The sequence below is a fragment of the Rhodoferax sp. GW822-FHT02D07 genome (assembly GCF_058802405.1).
Genome location: NZ_JBXAOD010000006.1, coordinates 106,394 through 123,128, shown reverse-complemented (window position 1 = coordinate 123,128; position 16,735 = coordinate 106,394). Strand labels below are relative to the sequence as shown.

The following is a 16,735-nucleotide window of genomic DNA, read 5'->3' as shown; positions in this document are numbered from 1 at the left end:
AGCTCCTTCAGTTCCAGATGTTGAAGGGGGTCTGCATCCAGCCGCCGATCACCAGCAGCCAGACCAGGGTCACGGGGATGAACACCTTCCAACCCAGACGCATGATCTGGTCGTAGCGGAAGCGCGGGAATGTGGCGCGCACCCAGATGAACAGGCTCACGATGGCGCAGGTCTTGATACCCAGCCAGATCCAGCCGGGGATGAAGTCCAGCGCGGCAAACGGCGACAACCAGCCACCCAGGAACATGATGGAGGCCAGGATGGAGATCAGCCACATATTGGCGTACTCGGCCAGGTAGAACATGGCATAGGACATGCCGGAGTACTCCACCATGTGGCCGGCCACGATTTCGGCTTCGCCTTCGACCACGTCAAACGGGTGGCGGTTGGTTTCGGCCAGGCCCGAGATGATGTAGACCACGAAGATGGGCAGCAGCGGCAGCCAGTTCCAGGACAGGAAGCCCAGGCCGGCAGCGGCCAGCTGGCCCTTGCCCTGCCCTGCCACGATGTCGGACAGGTTCATGCTGCCCGAGACCATGAGCACGATCACCAGGCAGAAGCCCATGGCGATTTCATAGCTCACCATCTGCGCCGAGGCGCGCAGCGCGCCCAGGAAGGCGTACTTGGAGTTGGAGGCCCAGCCGGCAATCACCACACCATAGACTTCCATGGAAGTGATGGCCATGATGAACAGCAGGCCGGCATTCACATTGGCCAGAGCCACCTCGGGGCCGAAGGGCACGACAGCCCAGGCCGCCAGCGAGGGCATGATGGTCAGGATAGGGCCGATGAAGAACAGGCCCTTGTTGGCCTGCGCCGGCACCAGGATTTCCTTGGTGAGCAGCTTCAGCGCGTCGGCAATCGGCTGCAGCAGACCCCAGGGGCCCACGCGGTTGGGGCCCACGCGCACCTGCATCCAGCCCAGGAACTTGCGCTCCCACAGCGTCAGATAGGCCACGGCACCCATCAGCGGCAGCACCAGCACCACGATCTTGAGCAGGGTCCAGATCACGGGCCAGAAGAAACCCGCCCACCAGGAGGCCGGGATCAGGTCCAGGCCGGTGTTGTAAATCGTGTCGATCATGACAGAGCCTCTTCCTTGGCACCCTGTTCAGCATGGGTGCGCTTCGCATCGGCCGTCAGCTGCAGCGAGCTAGCGCGGCGCACCAAACCGTCAAGCCGGTAAATCGCGGCCACCGCGGGCGCCACTTCGGCGGCCCGCAGGTCAATCGCGGCGCTGCTGGCATTGCTCAGGCGTGCGACGGGCACGAACTGGGCATCGCCCTGGGCTTCCGATGCAAAGACCTTGAGCACGTCTTGCGAGGTATCGAAGTCCATGCCGGCCACATCCAGCATGTTGGCCAGCACGCGCAGTACCTTCCAGGCGGGGCGGGCTTCGCCAGCGGGCTTTACCACAGCGTGGAAACTCTGCACACGGCCTTCGGCGTTGACAAAGCTGCCCGAGGTTTCGGTGAACGGTGCGATCGGCAGGATCACATCGCTGATCTCGAGGTTGGCCTTAAAAGGGTTCAGGCTGACCACCATCTCAGCCTGGTTCAAGCCCAGCAGGGCGTCGCGGCCCAGCGCACTGTCAAACGCGGGTTCGGTGTTGAGCAGAAGTGCTGCCTTGAGGCCACCGCCCATCATTTGCGCTGCGTTTAGGCCACCGGTCAGCGGCTGGGCACCGGCCCATTGCGCGCCCACGGTGTTGGCGGCTTCGGTCAGGTAACCGACGCTGGCGCCGGTCTGCTCGCCAATCCAGTTGGCCAGGGCCAGCAGGCTGGAGGCCTTGGCGTGGTGCGCGGCGGCGTTGCCCAGCAGCACAGCCTTGCGCTCGCCAGAGAGCAGGCTCTTGGCAATGCTTTGGGCCACGGCGGTGGCGGTGCCAGAGGCCGGGGGCGAAACGCCCTTCTCTGCGGCAATCGCCACGGCAATGTCGGCCAGCGCCTGCACCCACTTGGCGGCAGGTGCAATGGACAGATTGGTGATGGGCAGAGCCCAGTCCTGCGTTTCGGCCAGCAGCGCGCTGACCACGCCACCGACCTTGGCGGCCTGGCGGATGCGCTGGGCAAATAGGGGATGGTCCTTGCGGAGGTTGGAGCCCACGACCAGCACGCGTTGCAACTGCGACAGCGAGGCAATCGAGGTGCCCAGGTGGCGCACACCGGCAGCAGCGGGGAACTCGCTGTTGCGCAGGCGGTAGTCGATGTTGTCACTGCCCAAGCCACGCACCAGGGCGCCGGCCAGATACAGCTCTTCGAGCGTGCTGTGCGGACTCACCAGCGCGCCAATGCTGGCGGCGCCGTGGTTGGCCTTGATCTGCTTGAGGCCGTTGGCCACGTACTCGAGGGCGGTCTGCCAGTCCACGGTCTTCCACTCGCCACCCTGCTTGAGCATAGGGCTACCCAGACGTGCGTCGCTGTTGAGGGACTCGTAGGAGAATCGGTCGCGGTCGGCGATCCAGCATTCATTGACGGCCTCATTTTCCAGTGGCACCACGCGCAACACCTTGTGGTTCTTGACCTGGACGATCAGGTTGGCACCGGTGGAGTCATGCGGGCTGATCGACTTGCGGCGCGACAGTTCCCAGGTGCGGGCACTGTAGCGAAAAGGCTTGCTGGTGAGCGCGCCGACCGGGCAGATGTCAATCATGTTGCCGGAGAGCTCGGAGTCCACGGTGTCTCCGATGAAGGTCTCGATCTCGGCGTGCTCACCGCGGTGCGACATGCCCAGCTCCATCACGCCGGCCACTTCCTGGCCAAAGCGTACGCAACGAGTGCAGTGGATACAGCGGCTCATCTCCTCCATGGAGATCAGCGGGCCCACATCCTTGTGGAAGACCACGCGCTTTTCTTCGTCGTAGCGCGATGCAGATCCGCCATAGCCCACGGCCAAGTCCTGCAGCTGGCACTCGCCGCCCTGGTCGCAGATGGGGCAGTCCAGCGGGTGGTTGATCAGCAGGAATTCCATGACCGACTTTTGGGCCTTGATGGCCTTGTCGCTCTTGGTGCGCACGATCATGCCCTGGGTCACGGGGGTGGCACAGGCCGGCATGGGCTTGGGCATCTTCTCCACATCGACCAGGCACATGCGGCAGTTGGCCGCAATGCTGAGCTTCTTGTGGTAGCAGAAGTGAGGAATGTAGGTGCCCGCCTTGTCAGCCGCATGCATGACCATGCTGCCTTCGGCGATCTCCACCTTCTTGCCGTCGAGTTCGATTTCAATCATCTGTTTACTCGCTTCACTCGATCAAACGGAGGCCGCGACCATGCTGGTCTTGTGCTCAACGAGGTACTCAAATTCGTGGCGGTAATGCTTGATCATGGCGCGCACTGGCATCGCCGCCGCGTCGCCCAGGGCGCAGATGGTGCGGCCCATGATGTTTTCGGCCACGTTGTCCAGGAGGGACATATCACTGGGACGGCCCTGGCCGTCGACGATACGGTCCACCATACGCGAGAGCCAACCTGTGCCTTCGCGGCAGGGCGTGCACTGGCCGCAAGACTCGTGCATGTAGAAGTAAGACAAGCGTTGTAGAGCCTTGACCATACAACGCGTCTCATCCATGACGATGACTGCACCAGAGCCCAGCATGGAGCCGGCCTTGGAGATGGAGTCGTAATCCATGGTGCACTCCATCATGACGGAGGCGGGCAGCACGGGCGAAGACGATCCGCCGGGGATCACCGCCTTGAGCGCCTTGCCACCGCGCACGCCACCGGCGAGCTCGAGCAGCTTGGAGAACGGCGTGCCCATCGGGATTTCGTAGTTGCCGGGGCGCTCCACGTCACCGCTGATCGAGAAGATCTTGGTGCCGCCGTTGTTGGGCTTGCCGCATTCGAGGTAGGCCTGGCCGCCGTTGCGGATGATCCAGGGCACGGCAGCGAAAGTCTCGGTGTTGTTGATGGTGGTGGGCTTGCCGTAGAGGCCAAAGCTGGCCGGGAACGGCGGCTTGAAGCGCGGTTGGCCCTTCTTGCCTTCGAGCGATTCGAGCAGCGCGGTTTCTTCACCGCAGATGTAGGCGCCAAAGCCGTGCGCTGCATGCAGCTGGAAGTTGAAGCCACTGCCCATGATGGCGTTGCCGAGGTATCCGGCCGCACGGGCTTCTTCCAAGGCGGCTTCGAAGCGCTCGTAGCTGCCGAAGATTTCACCGTGGATGTAGTTGTAGCCGACGCTAATGCCCATGGCATAGGCCGCGATGGCCATGCCTTCGATCACGATGTGGGGGTTGAATTGCAGAATGTCGCGGTCCTTGCAGGTACCGGGCTCGCCCTCGTCCGAGTTGCAGACCAGGTACTTTTGGCCGGGGAAGGAACGCGGCATGAAGCTCCACTTCAGGCCGGTAGGGAAGCCTGCGCCACCGCGTCCGCGCAGCGCTGATTCCTTGACGGTGGCAATCACCTGGTCTTGGGTCAGGCCTTCGCCGCCATCCTTGCCCAAGATCTTGCGCAGCGCTTGGTAGCCGCCGCGCGCTTCATAGTCCTTAATGCTCCAGTTGCTGCCGTTGAGGCCGGCATAGATCTGGGGGTTGATGTGGCGGTCGTGGAAGCAGGTTTCTACGCCGGTGGCGCGAAACTGCGAGAGAACGTTCTCTACGGTCATCACTTGCCCTCCGCCGCGCGCAGACCGTCGACCAGCTGGTCGAGCTTGTCATTGCTCATGAAACTGCACATGGTGCGGTCGTTGACCAACATCACGGGCGAATCGGCACAGGCGCCCAAGCATTCGCTTTGCTGCAGCGTGAACATGCCATCGGCCGTGGTCTCGCCCATGTGGATGCCCAGCTTGTGCTCCAAGTGGTGCAAGGCCTTCTGGCCGTCGCGCAGCTGACAGGGCAGATTGGTGCAGACGTTGAGCTTGAACTTGCCCACCGGACGCTGGTTGTACATGTTGTAGAAGGTGGTGACTTCATGCACTGCCATGGGCGCCATGTGCAGGTAGTCGGCAACCACCTTCTCACTCTCGGCACTCACGAAACCCAGCTCCTGCTGAACAATGGCCAAGCAGGCCATCACCGCTGACTGGCGGCCCGTATCGTTGTCGGGGTACTTGGCAACTTCCTTTGCGAAGCGTGCCTTGGTCGCATCAGAGATCATCGGTCAATCTCTCCAAAAACAATATCCATGGTGCCGATGATGGACACCGCATCGGCAATCATGTGGCCGGTCGCCATTTCATTCAAGCCGGCAAGGTGGGCAAAGCCCGGGGGACGGATCTTGAGACGGTAGGGTTTGTTGGCACCGTCGCTGACGATGTAGATGCCGAACTCACCCTTTGGGTGCTCCACCGAGGCGTAGGCCTGGCCTTCAGGCACACGAAAGCCCTCAGTGAACAACTTGAAATGGTGGATCAGCTCTTCCATGCTGGTCTTCATGGATTCGCGCGAGGGCGGCGCCACCTTGTGGTTGTCGGTGATGACGGGGCCGGGGTTGGCCTTGAGCCAGTCCACGCACTGTTTGATGATGCGGTTGGACTGGTTCATCTCTTCCATGCGCACCAAGTAGCGGTCGTAAACGTCACCGGTCTTGCCAACAGGGATGTCGAAGTCCAGCTTGTCGTAGGCGTCGTAGGGCTGCTTCTTGCGCAGGTCCCAAGCGATGCCGGAGCCACGCAGCATAGGGCCGGTGAAACCCATGTTGAGCGCACGCTCGGGTGTCACGATGCCGATGTTGACGGTGCGCTGCTTCCAGATGCGGTTCTCGGTCAGCAGTGTGTGGTACTCCTCCAGGCAGGCCGGGAAGCGCTGCGTGAAGTCGTCAATGAAGTCCAGCAGCGAGCCCTGGCGGTTCTTGTTGAGTTCTTCCACACCCTTGGCATTGCGCACCTTGCTCGCCTTGAATTGGGGCATGGTGTCGGGCAGGTCGCGATAGACGCCACCCGGACGGAAGTAGGCCGCGTGCATGCGCGCGCCGCTGGCGGCCTCGTACATGTCGAACAGGTCTTCGCGCTCGCGGAAGGTGTAGATCAGGATGGTGGAGCTGCCGCAGTCGTTGCCGTGCGAGCCCAGCCACATCAGGTGGTTGAGCAGGCGCGTAATCTCGGCAAACATCACACGGATGTACTGCGCACGAATCGGCACGTCGATACCCAACAGCTTCTCGATGGCCAAGCAGTACGCATGCTCGTTGCTCATCATGGAGACGTAGTCCAGGCGGTCCATATAGGGCAGGCTCTGGATGTAGGTCTTGCTTTCGGCCAGCTTCTCGGTAGCGCGGTGCAACAGGCCGATGTGCGGGTCGGCGCGCTGGATCACTTCGCCATCGAGCTCCAGCACCAGACGCAGCACACCGTGGGCTGCTGGGTGCTGGGGTCCGAAGTTCAGGGTGTAGTTCTTGATTTCAGCCATGCATTCAACTGCTTATTGCAGGCCCCCGTAGTTGTCTTCACGGATGATGCGTGGAGTAATCTCGCGCGCTTCAATGGTCACCGGCTGGTACACCACGCGCTTGTGCTCTTCGTCGAAACGCATCTCCACATGGCCACTGAGCGGGAAATCCTTGCGGAAAGGATGGCCGATAAAGCCGTAGTCGGTCAGGATGCGGCGCAGGTCATTGTGACCTTCAAACACCAAACCGAACAGGTCAAATGCCTCGCGCTCAAACCAGTTAGCGGAATTCCAGATTTCAGTCACCGAGGGCACGGTGGGCATGTCGTCATTGGCGGCGAACACCTTGAGGCGCAAACGCTGGTTGAGACTGACCGACAACAGGTGCATCACCACTGCAAAACGCGGGCCTTCGTACTCACCCGCCTTGTAGTCCGAATAGTCAACGCCGCACAGGTCGAGCAATTGCTCGAATTGGCAGCCGGGCGCATCACGCAGAGTCTTGGCAACAGCAAGCAGGTCCGTCGGCGCAACCACCAGCTCAACCTCATTCAGCGCAACCGTCAGACACTTGACCTTGTCACCCAGAACACCTTGCACTGCAGCCAGCGTGTCTTCTGGCCGAATGGAATAAACAGTCATAAGACTCCTCAGGCCCGGGCAATGGTTTCAGTGCGGCGAATCTTCTGCTGCAGTTGCAGAATACCGTACACCAAAGCTTCAGCAGTGGGGGGACAGCCAGGCACATATACGTCCACAGGGACAATGCGATCACAACCACGCACCACGGAATAGCTGTAGTGGTAATAGCCACCGCCGTTGGCGCAGGAGCCCATGCTGATGACCCAGCGCGGCTCGGACATCTGGTCATAGACCTTGCGCAAGGCCGGAGCCATCTTGTTGCACAGCGTGCCGGCCACAATCATCAAGTCTGACTGGCGCGGGCTGGCACGAAACACTTCAGAGCCAAAACGGCTGATGTCGTAGCGTGCAGCCGCCGCGTGCATCATTTCCACGGCACAGCAGGCCAGACCGAAGGTCATGGGCCAGATGGAGCCAGTTTTGGCCCAGTTCATCACCGAGTCGTAGCTCGTCGTGACAAAGCCTTCTTTGAGTACACCTTCAATCATTGGATCACTCCCAGTCCAGGGCGCCTTTTTTCCACATGTAGACAAAGCCGATGGTCAGCACAATCACGAACTCGGCACCAATGAGGAAACCCAGCATGCCGGTTTCTCTCAGGGACACAGCCCAGGGAAACAGAAAGGCTGTTTCGAGGTCGAACAGGATGAAGAGGATGGCGACCAGGTAGTAGCGCACATCGAACTTCATGCGGGCATCTTCAAACGCTTCGAAGCCGCATTCGTAAGGGGAATTTTTGGCGGGATCGGGGCGATTGGGCCCCAGGACGTAGCCGAGTACCTGAGGGACTACACCCACACCGATACCGACCAAGATGAACAAGAGTACGGGGAGATATTGATCGAGGTTCATCTTGAGATTCTGATCACCATTACAGCTCAGCCAAGAGGACCTTGGCTGAGCGGATATTGTTCTGGTGCCGTCGGCGAGACTCGAACTCGCACAGCTTTCGCCACTACCCCCTCAAGATAGCGTGTCTACCAATTTCACCACGACGGCGGTTCTCAGCTGGTGAATTTGCGTGAGGAAAGCCTTTCGGCATTTGCTTATTCACCAGCCCTAGAGTTTACCCTGAATTTACCCTGCCACTGACAGGGACAAGGCATTTAAAAACGGATCACTTGGACGGGATCTGGGCCGCACCGGTAGCAGGGACAACAGGCGCAGACACTGCTGCTGCGGGAGCAGCAGCCGGGGCCGCTGCAGCAGCGCCTTCCAGCACCGAGCCGGAGCTGGCGGGACGCAGATTGCCGAAGTACGCCAGAGCCAGAGTGCAAACGAAAAACACGGTGGCCAGAATGGCCGTGGTGCGCGACAGGAAGTTGGCGCTACCGCTGGCACCGAACAGGCTGCCAGAGCCACCGCTGCCGAAGGCTGCGCCCATGTCGGCGCCCTTGCCATGCTGAACCAGGATCAGGCCGATCATGGCCAGGGCCGACAGCATTTGCACAGTCAGGATGATGGTGACAACAAAATTCATGAATAACTCCTAAACTAAAAAATTGCGCTGCCTCAATCGGCTGCGGCGATGATGGTCAGAAAGTCGGGGGCCTTCAGCGACGCACCGCCCACCAGGCCTCCGTCGATATCGGCCTGGGCCAGCAACTCAGCGGCATTGGCCGCGTTCATGCTGCCGCCATACAGAATCTGGATTTGGTCTGCATGTGCCGTGGCGGCCTTCAATTGCTTGCGCAACACTGCATGCACCTGTTGCGCCTGTTCGGGCGTGGCCGTCTTGCCAGTACCAATGGCCCAGACCGGTTCATAGGCCACCACGATCTCACTGATGCAATGGCCGTTGGTGTGAATGACAGCCGCCATCTGGCGCTTCACCACCTCTTCAGTCAACCCGGCTTCACGCTCCTGCAGGGTTTCACCCACACAAACGATGGGCGTGACACCTGCGGCCAGCGCTGCCTGGGCCTTGCTGGCCACGACGGCATCGGTTTCACCATGGTACTGACGACGCTCCGAGTGGCCGACGATGGCATAGCGCACACCGAGGTCACGCAGCATGCCAGCCGACACTTCACCCGTATAGGCACCGGAAGCATGCACCGACACATCCTGCGAACCCACGGCAATAGCCGAACCCCGAACCAAGCCGGCCACTTGGGCCAGGTAAGGCGCCGGCACACAGACGGCAATACCGCAGCCCGCCTGCCCTGTACCGGCCAGCAATTGCGCCACCAAGGCGGCATTTGCCTCGGTGGAGCCGTTCATCTTCCAGTTGCCGGCAATCAATTTCTTTTTCATGCTGCATCCCACTTCAAAACAATTTTGCCGACGTGCTGGTTGCTCTCCATCAGCGCATGGGCTTTTGCCGCATCCGCCGGCGCAAACACGCTGTGAATCACTGCCTTGACACGGCCAACCTCCAGCAGAGGCCAGACGACGCGCCGGCACGCAGCCGCAATCGCTGCCTTGAACGCCACAGGCCGGGCCCGCAGGGTTGAGCCGGTGATGGTCAGGCGCTTGCGCAGCACCAGCCCGGCATTGATCTCGCTCTGCACACCACCCTGCACCGCGATGATGACCAGACGGCCATCTTCAGCAAGGCATTGCACTTCCTTGGCCACATAGGCACCAGCCACCATGTCCAACACCACATCCACGCCCCGTCCATCGGTGAGGCGCAAGGCCTCCGCCTGAAAATCCTGGGTCTTGTAGTTGATGGCGTGGTCAGCCCCCAAGACGAGACAGGCAGCACATTTCTCGTCACTACCGGCTGTGGCAATCACGGTTGCGCCCATGGCTTTGGCGAGCTGGATAGCCGTGACACCAATGCCACTGGCTCCGCCCTGCACCAGCAAGGTTTCCCCCGCCTGCAGACGGCCCCGGTCGAACACATTGCTCCACACGGTGAATAGCGTCTCTGGCAGGCTTGCAGCCTCCACATCGCTCCAACCCGCAGGTACCGGCAGGCATTGCCCTACCGGTGCCACGCAAAGCTCGGCATAGCCACCACCCGCCACCAGGGCACAGACACGATCCCCGGGCTGAAAACCTGCCGCCTGCATGGCAGCCGCATCACCACTCACGATGGTGCCGGCCACTTCCAGTCCTGGCAGCGTCGAAGCACCTGCTGGCGCCGGGTAGTACCCAGCACGCTGCAGCACATCGGGCCGGTTGATGCCACTGGCAGCCACACGGATGAGCACATCCCCCGCCCCGGCAACCGGCGCAGCGCAGTCCACCAGACGCAACATGTCCGGCGCACCGAAGGAAGAAATCTCTACCGCTTTCATAGCCAAATCAGGCTGTAGCCCCCGCGCATATTGCGCGAGCAGCTACAGAATCAATAGCAACGTAACTTAGGCCTGTTCGCCGTTCTGGGCGGGACGGTCCAGCAGCGCCTTCATGGACAGCTTGATGCGGCCCTTTTCGTCGGTTTCCAGCACCTTGACCTTGACGATCTGGCCTTCGGACAGGTAGTCCGTGACCTTCTCGACTCGCTCGTGAGCGATCTGGCTGATGTGCAGCAGGCCGTCCTTGCCGGGCAGCAGGTTGACCAGGGCACCGAAGTCCAGGATCTTGGTGATCGGGCCTTCGTAGACCTTGCCGATTTCGACTTCGGCCGTGATCTGCTCGATGCGCTTCTTGGCTTCGTCGGCCTTGGCGCCGTCGGTAGCGGCGATGGTGATGGTGCCGTCTTCCTCGATGTTGATCTGGGTGCCGGTTTCTTCGGTCAGCGCACGGATCACGGCGCCGCCCTTGCCGATCACGTCACGGATCTTCTCGGGGTTGATCTTCATGGTGTAGAGCTTGGGCGCGAAGCTGGACACTTCGGTCTTGGCTTCGCCCATGGCCTTTTGCATCTCACCGAGGATGTGCATGCGGGCTTCCTTGGCCTGCGCCAGGGCAACTTGCATGATTTCCTTGGTAATGCCCTGGATCTTGATGTCCATCTGCAGAGCGGTAATGCCGTTGGTGGTACCGGCCACCTTGAAGTCCATGTCGCCCAGGTGATCTTCGTCACCCAGGATGTCGGTCAGCACGGCGAAGCGGTTGTCTTCCTTGATCAGGCCCATGGCGATACCCGCCACGTGCGCCTTCAGGGGTACGCCAGCGTCCATCATGGACAGGCAGCCGCCGCAAACGGAAGCCATGGAAGAAGATCCGTTGGATTCGGTGATTTCAGACACCACACGGATCGAGTAGGGGAACTCTTCCTTGGTCGGCAGCACGGCCACCAGGGCGCGCTTGGCCAGACGGCCGTGGCCGATTTCGCGGCGCTTGGGTGTGCCCACGCGGCCGGTTTCGCCGGTGGCGAAGGGAGGCATGTTGTAGTGCAGCATGAAGCGCTCTTCGAACTCGCCCGAGAGTGCGTCGATGCGCTGGGCGTCACGCTCGGTGCCCAGGGTGGCAATCACCAGGGCCTGGGTTTCGCCGCGGGTGAACAGGGCGGAACCGTGGGTGCGGGGCAGCACGCTGTTGCGGATTTCGATGGCGCGCACGGTGCGGGTGTCGCGGCCGTCGATACGGGGCTCACCAGCCAGGATCTGGCTGCGCACGATCTTGGCTTCGATCTCGAACAGCAGGCCTTCAACCGCCACGCTGTCAAACGCTGTGCCGTCGGCCTTCAGGCCGGCCATCACGTCGGCATAGGCAGCGCGGCAGGCTTGGGTACGGGCTTGCTTGTTGCGGATTTGGTATGCAGCTTCCAGCTTGGATTGGGCCAGAGCGCCAACCTTGGCCACCAAGGCTTCGTCCTTGGCGGCGGGCTTCCAGTCCCACACGGGCTTGCCAGCGTCGCGCACCAGCTCATGGATGGCATTGATGGCGATCGCACCTTGCTGGTGGCCGTACACCACGGCGCCCAACATGATTTCTTCGGACAGTTGCTGGGCTTCGGATTCAACCATCAGCACAGCAGCTTCGGTACCGGCCACCACGAGGTCCATGATGGAATCCTTGCGCTGGGTCTGGCCGGGGTTGAGCACGTACTCGCCATTGATGTAGCCTACGCGGGCGGCACCGATGGGGCCGTTGAAAGGAATGCCGGAGATCGACAGGGCCGCGCTCACCGCAATCATGGCCGCGATGTCGGCGTCCACTTCGGGGTTCAGCGACACGGTGTGCACGACCACGTGCACCTCGTTGAAGAAGCCTTCAGGGAACAGGGGGCGGATGGGACGGTCGATCAGGCGGCTGGTCAGCGTCTCAAACTCGCTGGGACGGCCTTCACGCTTGAAGAAGGAACCGGGGATCTTGCCGGCGGCGTAGGACTTTTCCAGATAGTCCACGGTCAGGGGGAAGAAGTCCTGGCCGGGCTTGCCTTCGGTCTTGCCGACTACGGTGGCCAGCACCACGGTGCCGTCCATGTCCAGCAGCACAGCGCCAGTGGATTGACGTGCGACTTCGCCGGTTTCCATGGTGACCGTGTGTTGGCCCCATTGGAAGGTCTTGGTGACTTTGTTGAAAATGCTCATGGTTATCTCCTGTGCGTTTCGGTTTCTATGCGGGGAATGCAGGCCATTCCACCCGAGCCCGGAGCCAACATCACAGTCCACGATGCCATTCCAGAAGAACTCCGAGAAACCCGGAATTGCTTTGGAATGACACAGCTTCGCTCTGTTTTTGTCGTCTCCGAAGTAAAAAACGCCTGAGCTAGTGACCTAACTCAGGCGCTTCTCATTCGTTGAATCGCTTACTTGCGCAGACCCAGCTTGGCGATCAGGGCGACGTAGCGGTCAGCGTCCTTGGACTTGAGGTAGTCCAGCAGCTTGCGGCGACGGCTCACCATGCGCAGCAGGCCGCGGCGACCGTGGTGGTCCTTGGCGTGGGTCTTGAAGTGGGGGGTCAGCTCGTTGATACGGGCGGTCAGCAGAGCCACTTGGACTTCGGGGCTGCCAGTGTCACCGGCTTGACGGGCGTTGTCTTTGACAACAGCGGCTTTGATGCTGGATGCAATCATGGTATTTCCTGTGATTTTGGGACTGCACCAGAGGCGCCGTCCCGGTTTGTACAACTTGCGCCAGGGGCTGGAACTGCGCCTGGCGTGCGCCTTGCGGAATGCAAAGCCGTTCGATTATACCCCGAGAGTCTCAGGGGCGCACCATCTTGCAGCTGGTGGGCTGCTCCGCAGCGGCGGCCGACACAGTTTTCACCACGCGGAATCCGTAACCCGAGCCTTCCACATCGAACTTCACGCCGGGCGTGCCCTGGCGTTCCATCATGCCCACCACCAGCGGTTGCTGGAACTGGTGGTCCTGCGCGCGCATGGTGCCGGTCTGACCACTTAAGGTCAGGCTGGACTTTTCCATCTGGTTGGCCAGGGCCACCACATCGACCGCACCGCCGGCGGCCACACCGCCCTGCTTGCCGGCGGCTTCCAGCGACTGGGCCAGGGACTCGACGAGCAGCTGCATGCGCATGTGCACATAGTCGTCCTCGGGCTTGGGATAGCGCACGCGGAAGGATTTGTAGAAGGCTTCGCTGGCTGCGGTCTGCACATTGGGCAGCCAGTCGGCCACCGCCACCACCTTGCCCAGGCCGGCATCGCCAATCGCGGCGGGGGCGCCCAGGGCATTGCCGTAGAAGGTGTAGAACTTGCCGTCAAAGCCCACGTCCTTGGCCGCCTTGATGAGCAGGCTCAGGTCGTTGCCGAAGTTGCCGGTGATGACGGCGCCTGCGCCACTGGCCTTGATCTTGGTGGCATAGGGCAGAAAGTCCTTCACGCGACCCAGGGGATGCAGCTCATCACCCACCACCTGCACATCGGGGCGCAGCACGCCGAGCTGGCGCTTGGCCTCGCGCGCCACGGCTTGGCCGAAGCTGTAGTCCTGTCCAATGATGTAGACGCTCTTGAGCGCCTTGTCGTCCTTGAGCACATCCATGAGCGCGGCCATGCGCATGTCGGAATGGGCATCGAAGCGGAAGTGCCAGAAGCTGCACTTCTCGTTGGTCAACTCGGGCAGCACCGCGGCGTAGTTCAAGAACAGCACACGGCGGGCGGGGTCGCGCTCGTTGTGCTTGTTGATCGCGTCGATCAGCGCTGCGGCCACGGCAGAGGAATTGCCCTGCATGATGACCCGGGCCCCACCGTCAATGGCGGAACGCAGCGCCGACAGCGCCTCTTCGGCCTGGCCCTTGCTGTCAAAGCGCTCCAGCTGCAGCGGCGTGTTGCCACCGGCGCTGGCGGGCAGTTTGATGCCGCCGCGCGCGTTGACGCGCTCCACGGCCCAGACGAAGTTGCGGAAGGCAGCTTCACCACCACTGGCGTTGGCGCCACTGAAGCCTTCGATGACGGCGACCTTGATGGGGGCCACCGTCTGGGCAAAGGCCGACGACAGGGACAGGGCTGCGCCAAAAGCTGCAGCAGATAGCGCCTTGGCGCCCAATTTCAATACCTGGCGGGAAAGAATAAACATGGGATTTTTCTCTTGAATTGCGAGGGAAAGCGCTCAGCTTGGAAACATGCGGCGCTCGCTGTGAGAGCCGCGCAGTGTACTAGGAGTCCACACCATGTTTTTTGCCTCTGCACCTTCCGTGTTCCAGTCCTCTGTGCGCCGTCCGGTGTACGCACACGGCGGCCGTTCGGTCGACCGTTTCCTGCAGGACGCCCTCTTCTCGGCCCGCCAGAACGGCGCCGCCTACACCCAGGATGAAACCGCTTTCACCCTGACGCTGGACATGCCCGGCATTACCAAGGAACAGCTCAGCATCTCCATCGACGGCGCCGTGGTGCGCCTGCAAACCAAGGAAGACGCAGCGCGCCGCTACCGTGCCGCCTACGAATTCCCGCAGGACATCGACACCGCCCTGAGCGAGGCCAAGCTGGAAAACGGCGTGCTCACGCTCAAGCTGGCCAAGAAGGTGCCGGTGAATACCGCCACCGAGCTGACCATCCTGTAAGGCGCGGTGAACTCAGAGCTGGTGCAGGGGCCAGCGCGGCTTCACGTCAAAGGCGTAGTGCGCGCTGGCTTGCTGCAGGCCGCTTTGCAGCCGCATGGCCGCAGCCATGGCAATCATGGCGCCGTTATCGGTGCACAGATGCAGCTCGGGGTAGTGCACGCGCACGCCCCGCTTAGCGCATTCGGCGTTGAGCAGCTCGCGCAGCTTGCGATTGGCACCCACGCCACCCGCCACCACCAGGCGCTTCAGGCCGGTTTGCTTGATAGCCGCCATTGATTTCTTCAGCAGCACTTCGACAATCGCCGCCTGCGTGGACGCCGCCAGGTCTGCCTGCTGCTGACGCGGCAAAGCCTCAAAAGTGCTCACGCCCGCAGCCGCCACCATGCGCTGGCTTTGCACCAGCACGGCAGTCTTCAGGCCGGCGAATGAAAAGTCCAGGTTGCCGCTGTGCAGCAGCGGCCGCGGCAGCTGGTAGGCCGTGGGACTGCCCTCCTCCGCCAGCTTGGACAGCAACGGCCCGCCCGGATAGGCCAGGCCCATGAGCTTGGCGGACTTGTCAAAGGCCTCGCCCGCCGCATCGTCAATCGTCTCACCCAACAGTTCATAGCGGCCCACGCCGTCCACGCGCATAAGCTGCGTGTGACCACCGGACACGAGCAGCGCCACAAAGGGAAATTCGGGCGGGTCCACACTCAGGAAGGGCGATAGCAAATGACCCTCCAGGTGGTGCACACCGAGCACGGGCTTGCCCAGGGCTGCACCCAAGGCACAGGCCACGCCCGCGCCCACCAGCAACGCACCGGCCAGACCGGGGCCACGGGTGTAGGCCACCACGTCCACGTCCTGCAGGCTGCGGCCACTGTCGTTGAGAACCTGTTCTGTCAACGGCAACACGCGGCGGATGTGGTCGCGGCTGGCCAGCTCTGGCACCACACCGCCATAGGCCTGGTGCATCTCGATCTGGCTGTGCAGGGCGTGGGCCAGCAGCGTGGGCACGGCGCTGCCTTGCGACTGCACCATGGCCACCCCTGTTTCATCACAGGACGACTCGATTCCCAACACCAGCATGCTTGATTCCTTCCAGGCCGCCGAGTGTAGGGGATGGGCCTGTGGGCACGGGTACGCCATGCACAATGGCCCCATGCTCCCACCCCTCACCGACGATGCCATTGCCCGCCTGGAGCGCAACACGCGCGATGCGGTAGCCCCGCTGGCGCAAGTCGAAATCGACGGCTGGCTGATCGCCATGGACCGCTCCACCATAGGCCGCGCGACCAGCGCCGTACCCTTGCGCCACCACAGCCTGCGGGTGAAAGACCTGGATCGCGTGGCTGCACTGTATGCAGAGCAGCAGTTGCCGGCCGTCTACCGCCTGCCCGACCTGCCTGCGCTGGCACCACTCTTTGACGCCCTGCGGCGCCAGGGCTTTGCTCCGTCCCAGCCCACGCTGGTGCAACTGGCCCGAAGCGCCGATGTGGCCGCCCTGTGCGCCCAGCCCACGGCGCGCTGGTCTGCCACGGCTACACCCGAGTGGGCTTCTGTCTATGTAGCGCCCGGCTTTGACCCCGTAGATGGACAACACCGCCAGCAAGCCCTGAGCCGGGGCCAGCACACGGTGTATGCCTGCGTCGTGCAGAACGGTGCGCCAGTATGTGCGAGCACTGCTGTCTACAGCCAGGGCTGGGCCAGCCTGCACGGCCTGCGCACCGTGCCTCCGGCGCGCGGCAAAGGGCTGGCGGCAGACCTTATGGCCTGCCTGGCGCAGGAAGCGCTGCAGCGCGGACTGACCGAAATGTATTTGCAGGTGGAAGAAGACAACCCCGCCGTGGGCCTGTACCGCCGTGCCGGTTTCTCCACGGTGTGGCGCTACCACTACTGGCGCCAAACAGCATACTGAACGACGCACTGGCG

The 16,735-nt window shown here is 62.0% G+C and carries 17 protein-coding genes and 1 tRNA gene; 2 read left to right on the top strand and 16 right to left on the bottom strand.

Translation table 11 applies throughout. The features are described 5' to 3' along the window. Positions 1–7 precede the first annotated feature (7 nt). The 15 genes from nuoH to AC1RNN_RS14490 form a co-directional block, all read right to left on the bottom strand. Complete coding sequence (gene nuoH / locus AC1RNN_RS14560; RefSeq protein ID WP_493089937.1) at positions 8–1,084, bottom strand: NADH-quinone oxidoreductase subunit NuoH; 1,077 nt, start codon at positions 1,082–1,084, stop codon at positions 8–10. After that, positions 1,081–3,228, bottom strand: coding sequence for an NADH-quinone oxidoreductase subunit NuoG (gene nuoG / locus AC1RNN_RS14555; protein ID WP_493089938.1), 2,148 nt, complete (start codon positions 3,226–3,228; stop codon positions 1,081–1,083). Before nuoG ends, nuoH begins: the two co-directional genes overlap by 4 nt. Positions 3,229–3,249: 21 nt before the next feature. After that, positions 3,250–4,602, bottom strand: a complete 1,353-nt coding sequence (gene nuoF, locus AC1RNN_RS14550) for an NADH-quinone oxidoreductase subunit NuoF (protein WP_493089939.1) — start codon at positions 4,600–4,602, stop codon at positions 3,250–3,252. Beyond that, positions 4,602–5,096, bottom strand: a complete 495-nt coding sequence (locus AC1RNN_RS14545; RefSeq protein ID WP_493089940.1) for an NADH-quinone oxidoreductase subunit NuoE family protein — start codon at positions 5,094–5,096, stop codon at positions 4,602–4,604. The genes nuoF and AC1RNN_RS14545 overlap by 1 nt, the downstream gene beginning before the upstream one ends. Further along, positions 5,093–6,346, bottom strand: coding sequence for an NADH-quinone oxidoreductase subunit D (locus tag AC1RNN_RS14540; RefSeq protein ID WP_493089941.1), 1,254 nt, complete (start codon positions 6,344–6,346; stop codon positions 5,093–5,095). Before AC1RNN_RS14540 ends, AC1RNN_RS14545 begins: the two co-directional genes overlap by 4 nt. Positions 6,347–6,358: 12 nt before the next feature. Beyond that, positions 6,359–6,967, bottom strand: coding sequence for an NADH-quinone oxidoreductase subunit C (locus AC1RNN_RS14535; RefSeq protein ID WP_493089942.1), 609 nt, complete (start codon positions 6,965–6,967; stop codon positions 6,359–6,361). 8 nt (positions 6,968–6,975) lie between these two features. Then, positions 6,976–7,455 (bottom strand): NuoB/complex I 20 kDa subunit family protein, encoded by a 480-nt coding sequence (locus AC1RNN_RS14530; protein WP_322579445.1) that lies wholly within the window; start codon positions 7,453–7,455, stop codon positions 6,976–6,978. A gap of 4 nt (positions 7,456–7,459) precedes the next feature. Then, positions 7,460–7,819: an NADH-quinone oxidoreductase subunit A gene (locus AC1RNN_RS14525; RefSeq protein ID WP_493089943.1), complete on the bottom strand. Its 360-nt coding sequence runs from the start codon at positions 7,817–7,819 to the stop codon at positions 7,460–7,462. A 62-nt stretch (positions 7,820–7,881) separates the two neighbouring features. Then, positions 7,882–7,966: transfer RNA gene (locus tag AC1RNN_RS14520), tRNA-Leu, on the bottom strand. Between the two features lie 118 nt (positions 7,967–8,084). Then, positions 8,085–8,447 carry a preprotein translocase subunit SecG gene (gene secG / locus AC1RNN_RS14515; RefSeq protein WP_493089944.1) on the bottom strand — a complete coding sequence of 121 codons (363 nt, stop codon included), beginning with the start codon at positions 8,445–8,447 and terminating at the stop codon, positions 8,085–8,087. Between the two features lie 32 nt (positions 8,448–8,479). Further along, positions 8,480–9,223 (bottom strand): triose-phosphate isomerase, encoded by a 744-nt coding sequence (gene tpiA / locus AC1RNN_RS14510; protein WP_493089945.1) that lies wholly within the window; start codon positions 9,221–9,223, stop codon positions 8,480–8,482. Beyond that, positions 9,220–10,215 (bottom strand): NAD(P)H-quinone oxidoreductase, encoded by a 996-nt coding sequence (locus AC1RNN_RS14505; protein WP_493089946.1) that lies wholly within the window; start codon positions 10,213–10,215, stop codon positions 9,220–9,222. Before AC1RNN_RS14505 ends, tpiA begins: the two co-directional genes overlap by 4 nt. Before the next feature lie 66 nt (positions 10,216–10,281). Continuing rightward, positions 10,282–12,399, bottom strand: coding sequence for a polyribonucleotide nucleotidyltransferase (gene pnp, locus AC1RNN_RS14500; protein ID WP_493089947.1), 2,118 nt, complete (start codon positions 12,397–12,399; stop codon positions 10,282–10,284). A 218-nt stretch (positions 12,400–12,617) separates the two neighbouring features. Then, on the bottom strand, positions 12,618–12,884 hold the full coding sequence (rpsO, locus tag AC1RNN_RS14495) for a 30S ribosomal protein S15 (protein WP_094478006.1): 267 nt from the start codon (positions 12,882–12,884) through the stop codon (positions 12,618–12,620). A gap of 130 nt (positions 12,885–13,014) precedes the next feature. Then, a complete protein-coding gene (locus tag AC1RNN_RS14490; protein ID WP_493089948.1) occupies positions 13,015–14,340 on the bottom strand; it encodes a branched-chain amino acid ABC transporter substrate-binding protein in 1,326 nt (441 codons plus the stop codon). A 94-nt stretch (positions 14,341–14,434) separates the two neighbouring features. Between AC1RNN_RS14490 and AC1RNN_RS14485 the strand changes: the two genes are divergently transcribed. After that, positions 14,435–14,824, top strand: coding sequence for an Hsp20/alpha crystallin family protein (locus AC1RNN_RS14485; protein WP_493089949.1), 390 nt, complete (start codon positions 14,435–14,437; stop codon positions 14,822–14,824). A 12-nt stretch (positions 14,825–14,836) separates the two neighbouring features. On the opposite strand, the gene tsaD is transcribed toward AC1RNN_RS14485, so the two are convergent. Then, positions 14,837–15,892, bottom strand: a complete 1,056-nt coding sequence (gene tsaD, locus AC1RNN_RS14480; RefSeq protein WP_493089950.1) for a tRNA (adenosine(37)-N6)-threonylcarbamoyltransferase complex transferase subunit TsaD — start codon at positions 15,890–15,892, stop codon at positions 14,837–14,839. A 73-nt stretch (positions 15,893–15,965) separates the two neighbouring features. Between tsaD and AC1RNN_RS14475 the strand changes: the two genes are divergently transcribed. Continuing rightward, the gene (locus AC1RNN_RS14475) at positions 15,966–16,721 is read left to right on the top strand and encodes a GNAT family N-acetyltransferase (protein ID WP_493089951.1); all 756 of its coding nucleotides are present in this window, start codon (positions 15,966–15,968) and stop codon (positions 16,719–16,721) included. The last annotated feature ends 14 nt before the right edge of the window (positions 16,722–16,735 follow it).

What these genes read in the sequence shown, in the direction of transcription:
- nuoH (WP_493089937.1), bottom strand. Translation starts at nt 1,084, where the DNA reads ATGATCGACACGATTTACAACACCGGCCTGGACCTGATCCCGGCCTCC.
- AC1RNN_RS14475 (WP_493089951.1), top strand. Translation starts at nt 15,966, where the DNA reads ATGCTCCCACCCCTCACCGACGATGCCATTGCCCGCCTGGAGCGCAAC.
- AC1RNN_RS14485 (WP_493089949.1), top strand. Translation starts at nt 14,435, where the DNA reads ATGTTTTTTGCCTCTGCACCTTCCGTGTTCCAGTCCTCTGTGCGCCGT.
- pnp (WP_493089947.1), bottom strand. Translation starts at nt 12,399, where the DNA reads ATGAGCATTTTCAACAAAGTCACCAAGACCTTCCAATGGGGCCAACAC.
- nuoG (WP_493089938.1), bottom strand. Translation starts at nt 3,228, where the DNA reads ATGATTGAAATCGAACTCGACGGCAAGAAGGTGGAGATCGCCGAAGGC.
- secG (WP_493089944.1), bottom strand. Translation starts at nt 8,447, where the DNA reads ATGAATTTTGTTGTCACCATCATCCTGACTGTGCAAATGCTGTCGGCC.
- tpiA (WP_493089945.1), bottom strand. Translation starts at nt 9,223, where the DNA reads ATGAAAAAGAAATTGATTGCCGGCAACTGGAAGATGAACGGCTCCACC.
- tsaD (WP_493089950.1), bottom strand. Translation starts at nt 15,892, where the DNA reads ATGCTGGTGTTGGGAATCGAGTCGTCCTGTGATGAAACAGGGGTGGCC.
- AC1RNN_RS14505 (WP_493089946.1), bottom strand. Translation starts at nt 10,215, where the DNA reads ATGAAAGCGGTAGAGATTTCTTCCTTCGGTGCGCCGGACATGTTGCGT.
- AC1RNN_RS14490 (WP_493089948.1), bottom strand. Translation starts at nt 14,340, where the DNA reads ATGTTTATTCTTTCCCGCCAGGTATTGAAATTGGGCGCCAAGGCGCTA.
- nuoF (WP_493089939.1), bottom strand. Translation starts at nt 4,602, where the DNA reads ATGACCGTAGAGAACGTTCTCTCGCAGTTTCGCGCCACCGGCGTAGAA.
- AC1RNN_RS14525 (WP_493089943.1), bottom strand. Translation starts at nt 7,819, where the DNA reads ATGAACCTCGATCAATATCTCCCCGTACTCTTGTTCATCTTGGTCGGT.
- AC1RNN_RS14530 (WP_322579445.1), bottom strand. Translation starts at nt 7,455, where the DNA reads ATGATTGAAGGTGTACTCAAAGAAGGCTTTGTCACGACGAGCTACGAC.
- rpsO (WP_094478006.1), bottom strand. Translation starts at nt 12,884, where the DNA reads ATGATTGCATCCAGCATCAAAGCCGCTGTTGTCAAAGACAACGCCCGT.
- AC1RNN_RS14540 (WP_493089941.1), bottom strand. Translation starts at nt 6,346, where the DNA reads ATGGCTGAAATCAAGAACTACACCCTGAACTTCGGACCCCAGCACCCA.
- AC1RNN_RS14535 (WP_493089942.1), bottom strand. Translation starts at nt 6,967, where the DNA reads ATGACTGTTTATTCCATTCGGCCAGAAGACACGCTGGCTGCAGTGCAA.
- AC1RNN_RS14545 (WP_493089940.1), bottom strand. Translation starts at nt 5,096, where the DNA reads ATGATCTCTGATGCGACCAAGGCACGCTTCGCAAAGGAAGTTGCCAAG.